The sequence below is a fragment of the Methylobacterium sp. TK26 genome, from assembly GCF_055361565.1.
On the sequence record NZ_CM143965.1, the window covers coordinates 2449815 to 2465419 of the forward strand.

Genomic DNA, 15605 nt, shown 5'->3' on the forward strand with positions numbered 1-15605 from the left:
GTCAGGCTCCGATCCGTCCACCGAGGGCGGACATGGTCGGCAGGAAACTCGGGAAGCTGGTGGCGATCATCGCGCCGTCATCCACGCTCACGGGCTCGCGCGTCGCGAAGCCCAGGACGAGGAACGACATCGCGATACGGTGGTCGAGATGCGTCGCGACCGTGCCGCCGCCCTTGGGCGCCGCGCCGTCGCCCTCCACGATCAGGTCGTCGCCCTCGATGCGGTGGGGGATGCCGTTGGCCGCGAGGCCCGCCGCCACGGCGGCGAGGCGATCCGATTCCTTCACGCGTAGCTCGTGCAGCCCGTTCATGCGGGTCGTGCCCTCCGCGAAGGAGGCCGCCACGGCGAGGACGGGGTATTCGTCAATCATCGCGGGCGCCCGCTCGGCGGGGACATCGACGCCCTTCAGGCGGCTCGCCCGGACGCGAAGATCCGCGACGGTGTCGCCGCCCTCCTCGCGCTCGTTCACGCGCTCGATCTCGGCGCCCATCTCGATCAGCGTCGTGATGAGGCCGGTGCGGAGCGGGTTCATCATCACGCCCTCGATCACGATGTCGGAGCCGGGCGTGATGAGCGCAGCGACCAACGGGAAGGCGGCCGAGGACGGGTCGGCCGGCACGATCACGTCCGTGCCGCGCAGGGTCGGCTGGCCGGTGAGCGCGATGCGGCGGCCGTGCCCCTCGGGGCCGTGGGGCTCCACGCGCACGTCGGCGCCGAACAGACGCAGCATCCGTTCGGTGTGGTCGCGGGTGGCGGCGGTCTCGATCACCGTGGTGGTGCCGGGGGCGTTGAGGCCGGCGAGCAACACGGCGGACTTGATCTGCGCCGAGGCGGCGGGGGTCTCATAGGTGATCGGGATCGCCTCCTGCGGCCCGCGTAGGGTCAAGGGCACGCGGCCGCCCTCCGCCTCGGACACGACCTGCGTGCCCATCTGCGTCAGCGGGTCGAGGATGCGCCGCATCGGCCGCGAGCGCAGGGACGCATCGCCATCGAAGGTGGCGGTCACGGGCTGGCCGCCGACCACGCCCATCATGAGACGCGATCCGGTGCCGGCATTGCCGAAATCGAGCACGTCCGCCGGATCGGTGAGGCCGCCGATGCCGACGCCGTCGATGGTCCAGCGTCCTTCGCCCAGCCGCTCGATCGTCGCGCCGAGCGCCTTCGCGGCGGCGGCGGTGCGCAGCACGTCGTCGCCTTCGAGCAGCCCTTCGACGCGGGTGCGGCCCTGGCTGAGAAGGCCGAGGATCATCGCCCGGTGGGAGATCGACTTGTCGCCCGGCGGGCGCAGGCGCCCTGTTAGGGCGGCGCCGGGCGAGGCTGTGAGAGGCTGAGGGGGAAGGTCGTGCGACACGGGTGGAGTCCGTTCGGGTCTTCTGCGCCGGGTCTGTCCCGGAGGCCGGTTCGCGGCGCGGTTAACACGGGCGCCGGCCTTCGTCATCCGCGCGGAGGCCGCCGCCGGGCACCGTCGCGGACGAGGTTCGGGAAAACATTGGCGTTTCCCCTCTGCGGCCGCTTCGATTGACAGGCGCGGCAGCCGCGACTAACCGGGCGCCTTCCCAGATAAGTCTCGACGACGAGGTGTCCCCCGTGGCCCGACCGGAACTCGGCCTGAAACGGCAGTGCATGAGCTGCGGCGCGAAGTTTTACGACCTCGCCCGCGACCCCGCGACCTGCCCGAAATGCGGCGCGGTCTATCAGGCCACGACCAGCCGCGCCGCGCCGCCGGCGATCTCGCGCAGTACCGACGACGACGAAGACGAGACGGACGAGAAGGGTCCGGAGATGGTCTCCCTCGATGAGGTCGAGGCTGCCGAGGACGACGCCGATCCCACGCCCGAGGATGATTCCACGGAAGACGGGGATACGGCCAGCGACGACGACGACACCTTCCTCGAGGAGGAAGACAGTGGCGACGACGACGTGGCCGACCTGATCGACGGCGATATCGAGAACGACGAAGAGGGCTGAACAGTCCGGTCGAGCCCCTTTTGCAGATTCTCGCGAAAGGGGCTTGAGTCCGGCCGGCGGGGCGCTTATAGAACCGCCCTCGCCGGACGCCAGCCGGACCGGCGAACCCCGCGGTCCCCAACCGCGGCGGAAAATAGTGGGGCCTTAGCTCAGCTGGGAGAGCGCTTCCATGGCATGGAAGAGGTCATCGGTTCGATCCCGTTAGGCTCCACCATTTCTTTTTCGGATCCCAGTGCTGCTTCTGCTCGGTCGCGCTCCGGATCCTCTTCCCTTGGCACTGTCTTGAGCGCGGTCGGCATCCTGTCCGCCGTGATCGCGACACCGACGAATACGCAAGCCGAAGGTATCGCCGAGATCCGCCCGGCCTCTTCCGCCGAGGCGATGGTGGCCGATCTGCGCGGCCGCATCCTGCGCTCCGACAGCGCGACCGCCGTCCTCGAATCATGGTGCGCCGAGAAGGGGCTCGCCGGTCAGGCCCGCCTCGTCGCCCATCGCCAGATCGGCGCGGACAAGGCGCCCACGCCTGAGCAGCGCACACGCCTCGGCGTCGGGCCCGACGAGCCCGTCCGTTACCGCCACGTCCGTCTGGCCTGCGGGGACAGGGTCCTGTCCGAGGCGGACAATTGGTACGTGCCGGCCCGACTCACCCCCGAAATGAACGCAGCCCTCGACGGGTCGGACGTGCCCTTCGGCCGGGTGGTGCGCCCGCTGGCGCCCGTGCGCCGGGTCGTTTCCGTCGAGAGTTATCCGCTCGCCGCCGAGCCCGGCCCCGATGCGCCGCTGGTGCGGGTGGATGCCCTCCTCGTGACCAGCGCGGGCGCGCCGTTCTGCGAGGTGATCGAAACCTATCTCGGCGCGACGCTGCCGCCATCCCGCTAGGAGACCGTCCTTGACGCCCGTATCGCCTCGCCTCGCCGGTCTCGCGCTGCTCGTGGGTCTCGCCGCCCCTGCTCACGCCGCGCCGGGCGATCCGAGCGGCCTGTGGCTGACGGAAACCGGCAAGTCGCGGGTGAAGGTCGTGCCCTGCGGCGGCGGCTATTGCGGGACCATCGTCAGCGCGCCGGGCAAGGCGCTCGACGCCAACAACCCGGACCCGTCCCTGCGCGGCCGCAGCGTGATCGGCGTGCAGATCCTGGATGCCCGCAAGCCCGACGGCGCCGGCTTCTCGGGCACGCTCTACAATCCGAACGACGGAAAGACCTATTCGGGCTCGCTGAAGCTGACCAAGCCCGACGCCCTGGAGGTCTCGGGCTGCGTCCTCGGTTTCCTCTGCAAGAGCCAGACGTGGACGCGGACAAAGTGATCTATGACGGGAATTAATCCCGCCTATTTTGTGCGCTGCCACACCCTGCGATTCCGCACGATGGATCGATAGCGCACAACCTTGGTTCCACGTCCCACATAGCAAGGGACGGACCACATGACCCGCTTCACGTCACTGACGATCACCGCCGCGATGGCCCTCGCCGTCGCGCCCCCTGCCTTCGCGCAGGTCATCGAGAGCCCCACCGCCACGACCGTCGTCGTGCCGCGCGGTGCGCCGGGCGTCGAGACGCCCCTGAACAACGCCACGGGTGGCGACGCGGCGGTCTCGTACTCGCCGACCGGTCGCCCCGCCGATTCGATCTCGAACGACTCGGCCGCCGCCGGCAATGCCGGCCAGCCCTCGCGCGTCGCGCCGCAGGGTGGCGGCGGCGGCAAGTAAGCCCCTCGCACGCTAAGAAAAAGGCCGCGCCGGAGGGCGCGGCCTTTTTCGTATCAGGCTGCGGCGCCGAGCGCCTGTTCGATGGCATCGAGCGCCGCCTGGGCGCCCGTGCCGTTCGGCCCGCCGGCCTGGGCCATGTCTCGGCGTCCGCCGCCGCCCTTGCCGCCCAGCGCTTCCGCGCCCGCCCGCACGAGGCCGACGGCATCGAAGCGGCCGGTCAAATCCTCTGTGACGCCGACCACGAGCCCGGCCTTCCCATCAGGCGCGACGCCGACGATGGCCACGATGCCGGAGCCGAGGCGGCCCTTGCCCTCGTCCGCGAGGCTCTTGAGGTCGCGCATCTCCACGCCCTCGACCACCCGCGCCATCAGCCGCACGCCCGCGACCTCCTTCGGCGCGTCGGCGGCGGCCGTGCCGCCCCCGCCCATGGCGAGCTTCTTCCGCGCCTCGGTGAGTTCGCGCTCCAGGCGGCGACGGTCCTCCATGAGGGCCGTGAGCCGGTCGGGCGCCTCCGAGGCCGGGGCCTTAAGGATGCCCGCCAGGGAGGCCAGCGTGCGCGCCTCCTCGGCCCGGTGGCGACGCGCGGCGTCGGCCGTCAGGGCCTCGATGCGCCGCACCCCGGCGCCGACGGCGCTCTCACCGACGATGGTGATGGCGCCGATATCGCCCGTGCGCCCGGCATGGGTGCCGCCGCAGAGTTCCACCGAGAACGCCTTGTTGCCGGCCTCGCCGGTCGGCAGGCCCATGGAGACGACGCGGACTTCGTCGCCGTATTTCTCGCCGAACAGCGCCCGCGCGCCGGATTCGATGGCGTCGTCCACGGCCATCAGCTTGGTCACGACCGGCTCATTCTGCAGCAGGACCGCGTTGGCGATGTCCTCGACGCGGGCCATCTCCTCCGCCTCGATGGGCTTCGGGTGGCTGATGTCGAAGCGCAGGCGATCCGGCGTGACCAGCGAGCCCTTCTGCGCGACGTGATCGCCGAGCACCTGACGCAGGGCTTCGTGCAGCAGGTGAGTGGCGGAGTGGTTGGCGCGGATCGCCCGGCGCCGGGCATGGTCCACCTTCAGCTCGACGGGCTGCTCGACCTTGAGCGTACCCTCCTCCACCGTCACCGCGTGGACGAAGAGGTCGCCGAGCTTCTTCTCCGTGTCGGTGACGCGCACCTTCACGCCGGCCGTGAGGATCGTGCCGGTATCGCCGACCTGACCGCCGGATTCCGCGTAGAACGGCGTCTGGTTCAGCAGGGCGAAGCCCGATTGCCCGGCCTTGAGTTCGGCGGTCTCCGCGCCCTCGAACAGCAGGGCGGTCACGACGCCCTCGGCGGTCTCTGTTTCGTAGCCCAGGAATTCCGTCGCGCCGACGCGCTCGCGCAGGCCGAACCATACCGCCTCGGTGGCGGATTCGCCCGAGCCCTTCCAGGCCTCGCGGGCGGCCTGCTTCTGGCGCTGCATCGCCGCCTGGAAGGCGTCGGTGTCCACGCCGATGCCCCGCGCCTTCAGGGCGTCCTGCGTCAGGTCGAGGGGGAAGCCGTAGGTGTCGTAGAGGGTGAAGGCCGTCTCGCCGGAGAGGTTCTGGCCCGGCCGCAGGTCGCGACTCTCGGTGTCGAGGATCGAGAGGCCCCGCTCCAGGGTGCGGCGGAAGCGCGTCTCCTCGAGCTTCAGCGTCTCGCCGATCAGCGCCTCGGCGCGCATCAACTCGGGATAGGCCTGCCCCATCTCGCGCACCAGCGCCGGCACCAGCCGGTACATGGTGGGCTCGCGGGCGCCCAGGATCTCGGCGTGGCGCATGGCGCGGCGCATGATGCGGCGCAGGACGTAGCCCCGCCCCTCGTTGCCCGGCAGCACGCCGTCCGCCACGAGGAAGGACGCCGCCCGCAGGTGATCCGCGATCACCCGGTAGGAGGCCATGGTCGCGGGCTCCGGCGCGCGGGAGACCGCATGCGCCACCGCCTCGATCAGCGACCGGAACAGGTCGGTGTCGTAGTTGGACTTCACGCCCTGCAGGACGGCGGCGATCCGCTCCAGGCCCATGCCGGTGTCGATGGAGGGACGCGGCAGCGGATGGCGCGAGCCCGGCTCCACCTGCTCGTATTGCATGAACACGAGGTTCCAGAATTCGAGGAAGCGGTCGCCGTCCTCGTCCGGGCTGCCGGGCGGGCCGCCCCGAAGCTCGGGGCCCTGATCGATGAAGATCTCCGAGCACGGGCCGCAGGGGCCGGTGTCGCCCATCTGCCAGAAGTTGTCGGAGGTGCCGATGCGGATGATCTTGTGATCCGGGAAGCCGGCGATCTTCTTCCACAGCAAAGCCGCGTCGTCGTCATCCGCGTAGACGGTGACGAGAAGCTTTTCCGGCGAAAGCCCGAACTCCTTGGTGATGAGCGTCCAGGCCAGCTCGATCGCGCGCTCCTTGAAGTAGTCGCCGAACGAGAAATTGCCGAGCATCTCGAAGAAGGTGTGGTGGCGCGCCGTGTACCCGACATTGTCGAGATCGTTGTGCTTGCCCCCGGCGCGGACGCATTTCTGCGCCGTCACCGCGCGGTCGTAGGGCCGCTTCTCGACGCCCGTGAAGACGTTCTTGAACTGCACCATGCCGGCGTTCGTGAACATCAAGGTGGGGTCGTTCTTCGGGACAAGTCCCGAGGACGGGACGACCGTGTGGCCGGCCTCCGCAAAGAAGTCGAGGAAGGTCGACCGGATCTCGTTGACGCCGCTCATCTGGCAGACTTTCAGGCTTCTCACGTCATGTGTCGGAGGCCCGCTTGGGCGGACCTCCCTGTAGCGTCCTCTTAAGGATGGAACAGGCGGGAGTCACGAAGCGAGAGTGCGGCTTGCACGCGAGAGCGAAGATTGGCCGCCCGGCGCGGCCATGGCGCCGTGAAATCGCCTGGGGTTGCCCCACGCTCGCCACAAGCACGGCCGTGTTGTCGCCACATCTGTCAAGCCAGATTGAATCCATCGGCGCCACGTCGGCGCAGCGGGAAACGGAATCACGATGCAGGGCCGCGCGGTCGGATCGGGGAAGACGGGTAACGCGAAGTCCGGCGCGGCGCAGGTCCGCCGTTTCGGGAAGGGCAACCACGGCGCCATCGCGGCGCATTCGCCGGTCGGCGCCTCGCACGGCAGCACGACGGCTCTCGTCCGCTCGCTCCTGACGGTCACGTTCCTCGCCGGCTCGCTGAGCGCCGCGCTGATCGGGTCCGGCGTGGACCTGAGCAAGATCGGCCTGCCCCAGGCCGTCACCAGCGCCGAGGCCGCGACCGAGATCCGGATGCCGCGCCCGAACCTCCACCTCGTCGCCCTCAGCGAGGATCTGGAGAAGGCGACGCTGCGCGCCTCCGCGAGCTTCGCCCCGATCCACGATCTCGACACCGATGTCGGGTCGAGCGGGGTCGACCGGGTGTCCTACGATTACCTGCTGTCGCAATCCTCCGGCGGCGACCCGAACGACATCCTCGAATTCGGGCCGATGAAGATCCGGCGCCACTTGGTGCAGACGATCGTGAAGGCGGCGCAGGCCGTGCAGACCGACCCCGTTCTGCTGATGGCGGTCGCCGACAAGGAATCGAGCTTCATCACCGCCGTGCAGGCCAAGACCTCCTCGGCCACCGGCCTCTACCAGTTCATCGAGCGCACGTGGCTCGGCGTGGTGCGCGACTTCGGCGGCAAGTATGGGATGGCCAAGGAAGCCGCCCTCGTCACCGCCGACGCGAACGACAAGCCGGTCATCACCGACGCGGCCGAGCGCTCCCGCATCCTCGAACTGCGCCGCGATCCCTATCTATCGGCCCTCATGGCGGGCGAGATGCTGAAGCGCGACGCCGCCCGCATCAGCCAGCGCATCGGCCGCGAACTCACCCTCGGCGAGGTCTACCTCGCCCACTTCCTCGGCCCGGACGATGCCGGCGACTTCCTCGACAAGGTCGTGAACAAGCCGGCTGCGGCGGCCGCCGTGCTGCTCCCCGGCCCGGCGCGGGCCAACCGCTCGATCTTCTTCGCGGCCAACCGCTTCACCGGGCGCGGCCGCCATCGCAAGCCGATGAGCCTGTCCGTGGCGCAGGTCCACGAGAAGTTCGAGGCGATGATGCAGACCCGCGGCACGCGCTATCAGAATGTCCGCGCGCTCTCCGGCATCATGGCCTACGCCGACACGGATTCCGCCGTCGAAACTCAGTAAAGCTCTCGCGAGCCGCGCGACTTTCGGTGCGACAATCGCAACCGAGCGGGGATTACCGACTTCTCTACCCAGGTAGCCGCACGACAAAGCGGCGTGACACTGTGTCGGGGGGATCTTTGAGGAAGCCGCATCCTGAGACGCCCGTGCCCTACACGGACACGCTGACGCCGGGCGTTCCGCTCGACCAGATCGGGCAGACGCTGGCCTCTTTCTACGACGACCTCATCACCGAGGGCGTGCCGGCGCATCTCGCCGCCCTCGTGAAGCGGGTGAAGCAGGCGCAGCCGGCCCCCGCCCCCGAGCGCAGCGGACACGACCGCCCCGTCGGCGAAGCGAAGCCCGTCCACCTCGCCATCGTGGTGGAGGACGAGCCCGCGATCCGCCAACTCGCCGAGACCCTGCTCGAAGAGACCGAACTCGAGGTCATCGGCTGCCCCAGCGCCGAGGAAGCCCTCGCGGTCCTGCGCCAGCGCGGCGGGGAAGTGGCCCTCGTCTTCGCCGATGTCCGCCTCGCCGGAGAAATGGACGGGATGCAGCTCGCCCGCGCCGTCGCCACGTTGTGGCCGCGTGCACGGCTCGTCGTCACCTCCGGCCACGTCATCCGCCGCCCGGACCTGCCGCCGGACGCCGTGTTCATCGCCAAGCCCTGGCGACCGATGGACGTGCTGGTCGAGGCCGAGCGCGCCGCCCGTGAGCCGGCACCTCCCATCAGCTGAGGATTAATCGCACGGCCGACCGGAGCCTTGGCACGAGTCTCGCCTTGGGATTGCAAACACAAGGTGGGGACGATGCGGATCAGGACCGGCTTCGATATCGCGTTCGAGACGCTGCAACCGACTCCCATGATCCTGATGGTGAGCGTGCATCCGAACCGGATGCCCGACGTGCTGACCCCGCACGTGCTCACCTTCGATCCCCCGGTGCAGACGCGGGAGTATCGCGACGATTTCGGCAACCTCTGCCACAGGATCCTCGCCCCGCCGGGCCGGCTGACCGTCTCGGCCGATTTCGAGGTGCAGGACAGCGGCCTCCCCGATCCGATCGTGCCCGAGGCCCGGCAGATCCCGGTGCAGGACCTGCCCGACGAAGTGCTCGTCTACCTTCTGGGCTCGCGCTATTGCGACACCGACAAGCTCTCCCAGACGGCGTGGTCGCTCTTCGGCACGGCGCCGGAAGGCTGGGGCCGGGTGCAGGCCATCGTGGACTATGTCCACAACCATATCCGCTTCGACTACCAGCGTGCCGACGCGACCCGCACCGCCCATGACGGCTTCCAGCAGCGGGAGGGCGTGTGCCGGGACTTCGCCCACCTCGCCATCACCTTCTGCCGCTGCATGAACTTCCCGGCGCGCTACGCCACCGGCTATCTCGGCGACATCGGCGTGCCGAAGGACCCGGCGCCGATGGATTTCTCCGCGTGGTTCGAGGTGTTCCTCGAAGGGCCGGACGGGCCGCGCTGGTACACGTTCGACGCCCGGCACAACCGGCCGCGCATCGGCCGCATCGTGATGGCGCGGGGCCGCGACGCCACCGACGTCGCGATCTCCACTAATTTCGGCTTCGCCAACCTCGCCCGGTTCGACGTCCACACGGACGAGGTCGGCTGAGGCAAGTCAGAACGCGAGCCCGCCGCGCACCTTGAGCGCCCGGTAGGCCTCGATCCCGAGCGCGAGATCGGCCCGCAGCCGTGCCTCGTCGCCGAGGTCGTCCAGCCCGTAGGACAGGCCGAGGATGTGCGCGACCTCGTAGCCCTCGGGCAATTCGCCGGCCGTACCGAGGCTGACGCTCGCGACCGGCAATCGCTCCGCGAAATCCGTCAGCCGCTCGCGCAGCCGGTTGCCGCTCGCGCGCAAATGGTCCAGGGCCCGCGGGCCGTGCTCCCGCAGGGCCGCGACGGTGCCCTGTGCCAGGGAGAGATGCACCCGCTCCCGGTCTGCGGGGAAGAGGTAGACGAGATAGTAGCCCCGCGTGGCGCTCGTCGTCACCGAGGGGTCGAACACCGCGAGCCACGGTACCGCCGCCCAATGGGTGCCGCGCCCCGGACTGCCCTTCACGAGGAAGGTGCCCTCCACCGGCTCCAGCGCCTTGCGCAACTCGTCGGGGGCGCCCTTGCGGATCACCGTCGCGAGGACATGCCCGGCGGGCGGTTCGAGCTTGGCGAGGGGATATTCCTCGACGATGCGTCGGAGGGCGTAGCCGAGGCTCACGGTAGGGCGAGGCTGCCGCCGCTGATCGGCTCGCGGACGCCCGTCGTCGCCGGGAAGGTGATGGGCAGGCCCTTCTGCGAGCGCACCGCCAGGAAGGCGAAGGCCTGCGCTTCGAGATAGGCCGAGGACCAGCCGATGGCGTCCGCCGTCGTGATCTCCGAGCGCAAATGGTAGTTCAGCAGGCGCACCAATTCGCCGTTGCGCGCCCCACCGCCGGCCACGATCCAGCGGGTCGGGATTTCGGGAGCGTGGTCGAGGGCGCGGGCCACCGCGCGGGCGGTGAAGGCGGTGAGCGTCGCCGCGCCGTCCTCGGTGGAGAGCTGGCCCGCCAGCTTGTGCGAGAACCAGTTCCGGTCGAGCGACTTCGGCGGCTTGCGGAAGAAGAACGGGTGCGTGAGGAGCCACGCCAGCAGCGGCTCGTCCGGGCGCCCCCGCGCGGCGGTGCGGCCGCCGTCGTCGAGGTTCTTGCCCTCGCGCTCCTGCATCCACTCATCGATGAGGGCGTTGCCCGGCCCGGTGTCGAAGGCGATGACGCCGCCCTTCGAATCGATCAGCGTCGCGTTGGCCACGCCCCCGATGTTGAGGATGCCCACCGGCCCGGTGAAGCCCGACGCCTCGGCCAGGGCCTTGTGGAACACCGGCACCAGGGGCGCCCCCTGCCCTCCCGCCTCCACATCCGCCCGGCGCAGGTCCGAGACGACCGGGATGCCGAGCTGGCTCGCCAGCGCCTGCCCGTCGCCGACCTGCACGGAGATGCGCTGATCCGGCCGGTGGATCACCGTCTGGCCGTGGAAGCCGATCACGTCGATGTCGGAGGGCGTCAGAACCGTTCTCGGCGAGGAAGCGCTCCACCGCCTCGGCATGGGCCTCGGTGACGAAGCTCTCGGCTTCGGGCAGCCGGCCCGGCCGGTCGCCCGGCTGGACGATGGCCTCGGCGTCCTTGGTGGCGGCGCGCAGGAGCGCCTTCTCCTCGTCCGAATAGCCGCGATAGCCGGTGGGGCCGAGCGGTTCGAGGAAGTTGTTGTGGCCCTTCACCACGCGGACGGTCTCACCGTCCGTCTCGATGAGCGCCACATCGACACCGTCGAGCGAGGTGCCGCTCATCAGGCCGATCGCGCGCGACATCGCCATACCTTCCCCCGTGCCTTTCCCGGACTGGGCTGTTAAGAGCCCAGCCGTTCCCCATGACGGGGAGCTAGCACGCGGGCCGCACCCTGTCGCCCGCCCCGAACTTCGTGAACCCGATGAGCGCCGACTTCACGCCCAAATCCGACTTCCTGCGGATCCTGACCGAGCGCGGCTATATCCACCAGGCCTCCGACATGGCCGGGATCGACGCCGCCGCCCAGGAAGGGCGCCTGACGAGCTATGTCGGCTACGATTGCACGGCCGCCTCGCTCCATGTCGGCCACCTGCTCTCGATCATGATGCTGCACTGGCTGCAGGCGACCGGCGGCAAGCCCATCGCCCTGATGGGCGGCGGCACCACGCGCGTCGGCGACCCCTCGGGCCGCGATGAATCGCGCAAGATCCTCACCATCGAGCAGATCGACGCCAACAAGGCCGAGATCCGCAAGACCTTCGTCCGGTTCCTGCGCTTCGGCGAGGCCGGCAACGACGCGATGATGGTCGACAACGCCGAGTGGCTGACCAAGCTCAACTACATCGAGATGCTGCGCGATATCGGCCGCCACTTCTCGGTGAACCGCATGCTCTCCATGGACAGCGTGCGCATGCGCCTGGAGCGCGACCAGGAATTGTCGTTCCTGGAGTTCAACTACATGATTCTCCAATCCTACGACTTCGTGGAGCTGAACCGCCGCTACGGGACGATCCTGCAGATGGGCGGATCGGACCAGTGGGGCAACATCGTCAACGGCATCGATCTCGGGCGCCGCATGGGCACCCCGCAGCTCTACGCCCTGACCTGCCCGCTGCTCACCACCTCCTCCGGCGCCAAGATGGGCAAGACCGCCGCCGGCGCGGTGTGGCTGAACCCGGAGATGCTCTCGCCCTACGATTATTGGCAGTTCTGGCGGAACACCGAGGACGCCGACGTCGCGCGCTTCCTCAAGCTGTTCACCCTCCTGCCGATGGACGAGGTGGCGCGGCTGGCGGCGCTGGGCGGCGCCGAGATCAACGAGGCGAAGAAGGTGCTCGCCACCGAGGCGACGGCGCTGATGCACGGCCGCGAGGCCGGCGACGCCGCCGCCGAGACGGCGCGCAAGACCTTCGTGGAAGGCTCGCTTGCCGCCGACCTGCCGACCATCACCGTGCCGGGTGCGGTGCTGGAAGCCGGCCTCGGCGTGCTCACCGCCTTCGGGCCGGAGCACGCCAAGCTCGTGCCCTCGACCAGCGAGGCGCGCCGCCAGATCAAGGGCGGCGGGCTGCGGGTGAACGACGTTCAGGTCAGCGACGACAAGGCGGTGCTACGCCCGTCCGACCTGACGGCGGACGGGGTCATCAAGCTGTCCTTCGGCAAGAAGAAGCACGTCCTGCTGCGGGTGGAGCCTTAGGGCTCCAACCCGTCCGCGATCCGCTGCGCCTTGCGCCGCGCCTCGACCCGCGCCACCGAGAAGACCGACGCCTCGTAGAGGATCAGCATCGGGATCGCGAGGGAGAGCTGCGAGATCACGTCCGGCGGCGTCAGGATCGCCGCCGCGACGAAGACCAGCACGATGGCGTAGCGGCGCTTCTCGCGCAGGAACTTGGTGTCGATGATGCCGACCTGCCCGAGCAGGGTCAGGATCACCGGCAACTGAAACGCGAGGCCGAACGCGAAGATCAGCGTCATGATGAGCGACAGGTACTCATCGACCTTCGGTAGCAGCTTGATCGTCGGCTCGCCCGCGACGCCGACCTGCTGCAGAGACACCGAAAACTTGATGAGCAGCGGCATCGCCAGGAAGAACACGACCAGCGCGCCGAGGATGAAGAAGATCGGGGTGGCGATTAGGTAGGGCAGGAAAGCCTTGCGCTCGTTGCGGTAGAGCCCCGGCGCCACGAAGGCATAGATCTGCGTCGCGATCACCGGGAAGGCCAGGAAGGCGGCGCCGAACACGCTGAGCTTGATGTTCGTGAACACCTGCTCAAGGAAGTGCGTGGCGATCAGCTCGGCGTTCTGCGCCCCCACGATGGAGACGTAGGGGTAGACGAGGATGTTGTAGATATCGCGCGAGAAGAAGAAGCACGCGAAGAACATCAGCACGAACGCGATCAGCGACTTGATCAGCCGCGAGCGCAATTCGATCAGGTGTTCGAGCAGCGGCGCCCGCGACGCCTCGATATCGGCCTCGTCGGCCTCGGTCATCATTGTGCGGCCGTCTCGTTGCGGTGGGATACCGGCTCGGGCGTCCCGTAGGGATCGTCCACGGAGCCGGGCACGGGCGGGGTGTCGCCCTGCGTGGCCTGCCGCTCGGCCTTCAGCCTCGCAGTCGCGTCGGCGAGGCTGCGCGGCTTCGGGGCGGGCGGGGGCGGCGGCGGTTCGATCACCGGATCGGGCTTCGGCGGGCCGAAGGTCTCGGTCTCTGTCTCGGGCGCGGGAAGCGTGGCCGAAGCCTCCGGCTTCGTGGGCCGGCCCTCGACGGCGCCGCGCAACTCGTCGCGGATCGTCTGGACCGGATTGAACATCGATCCGCCGCGCACCGTGTCGCGGATGCCGTCGACCTCCTTGCGCACCTCATCGAGTTCCGCCTCGCGGATCGCCTCGTTGAACTGCATCTGGAACTCGCCGGCCATGCGGCGCAGCTTGGTCGTGACCTGACCGACGGTGCGGAGCGCCTTCGGCAGGTCCTTCGGTCCGATGACGATGAGGGCGACGCCGCCGATCAGCATCACCTCGCCCCAACTCATGTCCAGCATGTCGTCGACGGTCCTGCGGCCGTGGGGGTCTCGCTCCCCTCACGCCTCTCTGCGAGGGGGCACGCGCGCCCCAACGGCTCCCGGTTGATCCTCAGATCGTCTTGCTCTCGCCGCCCGGCAGGTGGCTCGCCGGAACGGCGGTGCCGGGGCTGGTCTCGGCGGTGTGGGGAATGGTGCGCACCGGCTGCTGCGGCGGCGCGACCGGCTGGGCCGGCGGCGGCGTCTCGTCCTCGGCCATGCCCTTCTTGAAGGCCTTGATGCCCTTGGCGACGTCACCCATCAGATCGGACACCTTGCCGCGTCCGAAGAGCAGCATCACGATGACCGCGACGATGACCCAGTGCCAGATGCTCATGCTACCCATGACGACCTCCTGCGCTCCGCGTTGACCTTGAGGCCACGCGACCGGAGCACCTCGCCTACTTCAGGAATTTCCCGCGAACCTAGGGAGCGCGCCCCCGGAACACAAGCGCAAGCAGCGGGTGGAGGGGTCACGCCAGTGGAGGGTCGTGGGCTGCGCGTCAGGCGGCCTCGGCGAAAGCCGCCGCGAAACGCGCCCGCGCCTCCGGCAGGTCGAGCCCGTCGCCGAGGCTCCCGAGCCGGGCCAGGGCGGCCTCCGCCCGGCGGGCGGCATCGCCCGACAGCAGCGGCGTGCCCTCGCAGACGGCCCGCATCTCGTCCATTTCCCCGTTGCAGTGCAGGGCGATGTCGATCCCCGCCGCGAAGGCGGCTTCGGCGCGGGCGCGGAACGGTCCGGTCAGGGCGTGCATCGACAGGTCGTCGGTCATCAGCAGACCGTCGAAGCCGATCTCGCCGCGAACGATGTCGCGGATCACGACGGGCGATTGTGTCGCGGGGCGATCCGGGTCGATCGCCGTGAACACCACATGCGCGCTCATGGCCATGGGCAGGTCGGCCAGCAGGCGGAACGGCGCGAAGTCCCGGCCGCGCAGGTCGGCCAGGGCAGCGTCCACCACCGGCAGGCCCTTGTGGCTGTCGCAGGCGGCGCGGCCGTGGCCGGGCATGTGCTTCACCACGGGCAGCACGCCGCCCGCCATCAGCCCCTCCGCGACGGCCCGGCCGATGGCGGCCACCGCCTCGGGACTGTCGCCATAGGCGCGGTCGCCGATGATGTCGTGCGAGCCCGGCGAGGGCACGTCGAGGACCGGCGCGCAATCGACGTTGATGCCGACCTCCGCGAGGTCGTGGGCGATGAGCCGGGCGCCGAGGCGGGCGATGGTCTCGGCCGAGCCGTTCAGGCGGCCGTAGCTGCCGCCGGCCGGGTATTTCGGCCAGTGCGGCGGGCCCATGCGCTGCACCCGGCCGCCCTCCTGGTCGATGAGGATCGGCGCCTCGGCCCGGCCGACGCAGTCGCGCAAGGCGCCCGTGAGGGCACGCACCTCGTCGGGGGTGCCGATGTTGCGCTTGAACAGGATGAAGCCCCAGGGCTGCGCATCCCGGAAGAAGGACGCCTCCTCGGGGAGGAGCGTCTTGCCGGCGCAGCCGAGAATCAGGGCGCGGGAGGTCATCGTGCGGCGTTCCGGGGCAAAGGGGCCGGGGGAGCGAATCGAGCTGTGGAGAATCGGGCCGCCCCCGCCGCCGCGCAAGGCGGGAACCCGGCCGCGAGGGCCGGTTCCGTGCGTGCGCGGATCGGTGTGGCCGGGGGGACTCGGTCCGGTCGGCCGGAT

General features: G+C 69.6%; 15 protein-coding genes, 1 tRNA gene and 1 pseudogene. 9 read left to right on the plus strand and 8 right to left on the minus strand.

Annotated elements, in window-relative coordinates; genetic code table 11:
* Position 1: 1 nt before the first annotated feature.
* Complete coding sequence (gene aroA / locus ACXJ1Y_RS11765; RefSeq protein WP_463846459.1) at positions 2-1351, minus strand: 3-phosphoshikimate 1-carboxyvinyltransferase; 1350 nt, start codon at positions 1349-1351, stop codon at positions 2-4.
* 236 nt (positions 1352-1587) lie between these two features.
* Between aroA and ACXJ1Y_RS11770 the strand changes: the two genes are divergently transcribed.
* The 5 genes from ACXJ1Y_RS11770 to ACXJ1Y_RS11790 all read left to right on the plus strand — a co-directional run bounded on the left by ACXJ1Y_RS11770 (position 1588) and on the right by ACXJ1Y_RS11790 (position 3673).
* Complete coding sequence (locus ACXJ1Y_RS11770) at positions 1588-1968, plus strand: TIGR02300 family protein (RefSeq protein ID WP_463846460.1); 381 nt, start codon at positions 1588-1590, stop codon at positions 1966-1968.
* Positions 1969-2106: 138 nt separating this feature from the next.
* Positions 2107-2182, plus strand: a tRNA-Ala gene (locus ACXJ1Y_RS11775).
* Between the two features lie 68 nt (positions 2183-2250).
* A complete protein-coding gene (locus ACXJ1Y_RS11780) occupies positions 2251-2847 on the plus strand; it encodes a hypothetical protein (protein ID WP_463846461.1) in 597 nt (198 codons plus the stop codon).
* Positions 2848-2857: 10 nt separating this feature from the next.
* On the plus strand, positions 2858-3271 hold the full coding sequence (locus ACXJ1Y_RS11785; protein ID WP_463846462.1) for a DUF2147 domain-containing protein: 414 nt from the start codon (positions 2858-2860) through the stop codon (positions 3269-3271).
* 117 nt (positions 3272-3388) lie between these two features.
* Positions 3389-3673, plus strand: a complete 285-nt coding sequence (locus tag ACXJ1Y_RS11790; RefSeq protein WP_463846463.1) for a hypothetical protein — start codon at positions 3389-3391, stop codon at positions 3671-3673.
* A 53-nt stretch (positions 3674-3726) separates the two neighbouring features.
* On the opposite strand, the gene alaS is transcribed toward ACXJ1Y_RS11790, so the two are convergent.
* The gene (alaS, locus tag ACXJ1Y_RS11795) at positions 3727-6390 is read right to left on the minus strand and encodes an alanine--tRNA ligase (protein WP_463850098.1); all 2664 of its coding nucleotides are present in this window, start codon (positions 6388-6390) and stop codon (positions 3727-3729) included.
* 277 nt (positions 6391-6667) lie between these two features.
* Here alaS and ACXJ1Y_RS11800 point away from each other — a divergent pair, with 277 nt between their 5' ends.
* The 3 genes from ACXJ1Y_RS11800 to ACXJ1Y_RS11810 all read left to right on the plus strand — a co-directional run bounded on the left by ACXJ1Y_RS11800 (position 6668) and on the right by ACXJ1Y_RS11810 (position 9456).
* Positions 6668-7849 carry a transglycosylase SLT domain-containing protein gene (locus tag ACXJ1Y_RS11800; RefSeq protein WP_463846464.1) on the plus strand — a complete coding sequence of 394 codons (1182 nt, stop codon included), beginning with the start codon at positions 6668-6670 and terminating at the stop codon, positions 7847-7849.
* A gap of 143 nt (positions 7850-7992) precedes the next feature.
* Entirely contained in the window at positions 7993-8565 is a 573-nt protein-coding gene (locus ACXJ1Y_RS11805) for a response regulator (RefSeq protein WP_463846465.1), read from the plus strand.
* Between the two features lie 72 nt (positions 8566-8637).
* Positions 8638-9456, plus strand: a complete 819-nt coding sequence (locus ACXJ1Y_RS11810; RefSeq protein ID WP_243955493.1) for a transglutaminase family protein — start codon at positions 8638-8640, stop codon at positions 9454-9456.
* A gap of 6 nt (positions 9457-9462) precedes the next feature.
* Here the strand turns inward: ACXJ1Y_RS11810 and ACXJ1Y_RS11815 are convergent, their stop codons facing one another.
* Both ACXJ1Y_RS11815 and ACXJ1Y_RS11820 read right to left on the minus strand, forming a co-directional pair.
* A complete protein-coding gene (locus ACXJ1Y_RS11815) occupies positions 9463-10056 on the minus strand; it encodes a DUF3578 domain-containing protein (RefSeq protein ID WP_463846466.1) in 594 nt (197 codons plus the stop codon).
* Positions 10053-11187: pseudogene (locus ACXJ1Y_RS11820) on the minus strand (anhydro-N-acetylmuramic acid kinase). Before ACXJ1Y_RS11820 ends, ACXJ1Y_RS11815 begins: the two are co-directional and overlap by 4 nt.
* Before the next feature lie 113 nt (positions 11188-11300).
* Here ACXJ1Y_RS11820 and tyrS point away from each other — a divergent pair.
* The gene (gene tyrS / locus ACXJ1Y_RS11825) at positions 11301-12572 is read left to right on the plus strand and encodes a tyrosine--tRNA ligase (protein ID WP_463846467.1); all 1272 of its coding nucleotides are present in this window, start codon (positions 11301-11303) and stop codon (positions 12570-12572) included.
* Here the strand turns inward: tyrS and tatC are convergent.
* The 4 genes from tatC to nagZ all read right to left on the minus strand — a co-directional run bounded on the left by tatC (position 12569) and on the right by nagZ (position 15446).
* Positions 12569-13369, minus strand: coding sequence for a twin-arginine translocase subunit TatC (tatC, locus tag ACXJ1Y_RS11830; RefSeq protein WP_463846468.1), 801 nt, complete (start codon positions 13367-13369; stop codon positions 12569-12571). The genes tyrS and tatC overlap by 4 nt on opposite strands.
* Positions 13366-13917, minus strand: coding sequence for a Sec-independent protein translocase protein TatB (gene tatB, locus ACXJ1Y_RS11835; RefSeq protein ID WP_463846469.1), 552 nt, complete (start codon positions 13915-13917; stop codon positions 13366-13368). Before tatB ends, tatC begins: the two co-directional genes overlap by 4 nt.
* 91 nt (positions 13918-14008) lie before the next feature.
* Positions 14009-14281, minus strand: a complete 273-nt coding sequence (locus ACXJ1Y_RS11840; protein WP_342165121.1) for a twin-arginine translocase TatA/TatE family subunit — start codon at positions 14279-14281, stop codon at positions 14009-14011.
* A gap of 157 nt (positions 14282-14438) precedes the next feature.
* Entirely contained in the window at positions 14439-15446 is a 1008-nt protein-coding gene (gene nagZ / locus ACXJ1Y_RS11845; RefSeq protein ID WP_463846470.1) for a beta-N-acetylhexosaminidase, read from the minus strand.
* Between the last annotated feature and the right edge of the window lie 159 nt (positions 15447-15605).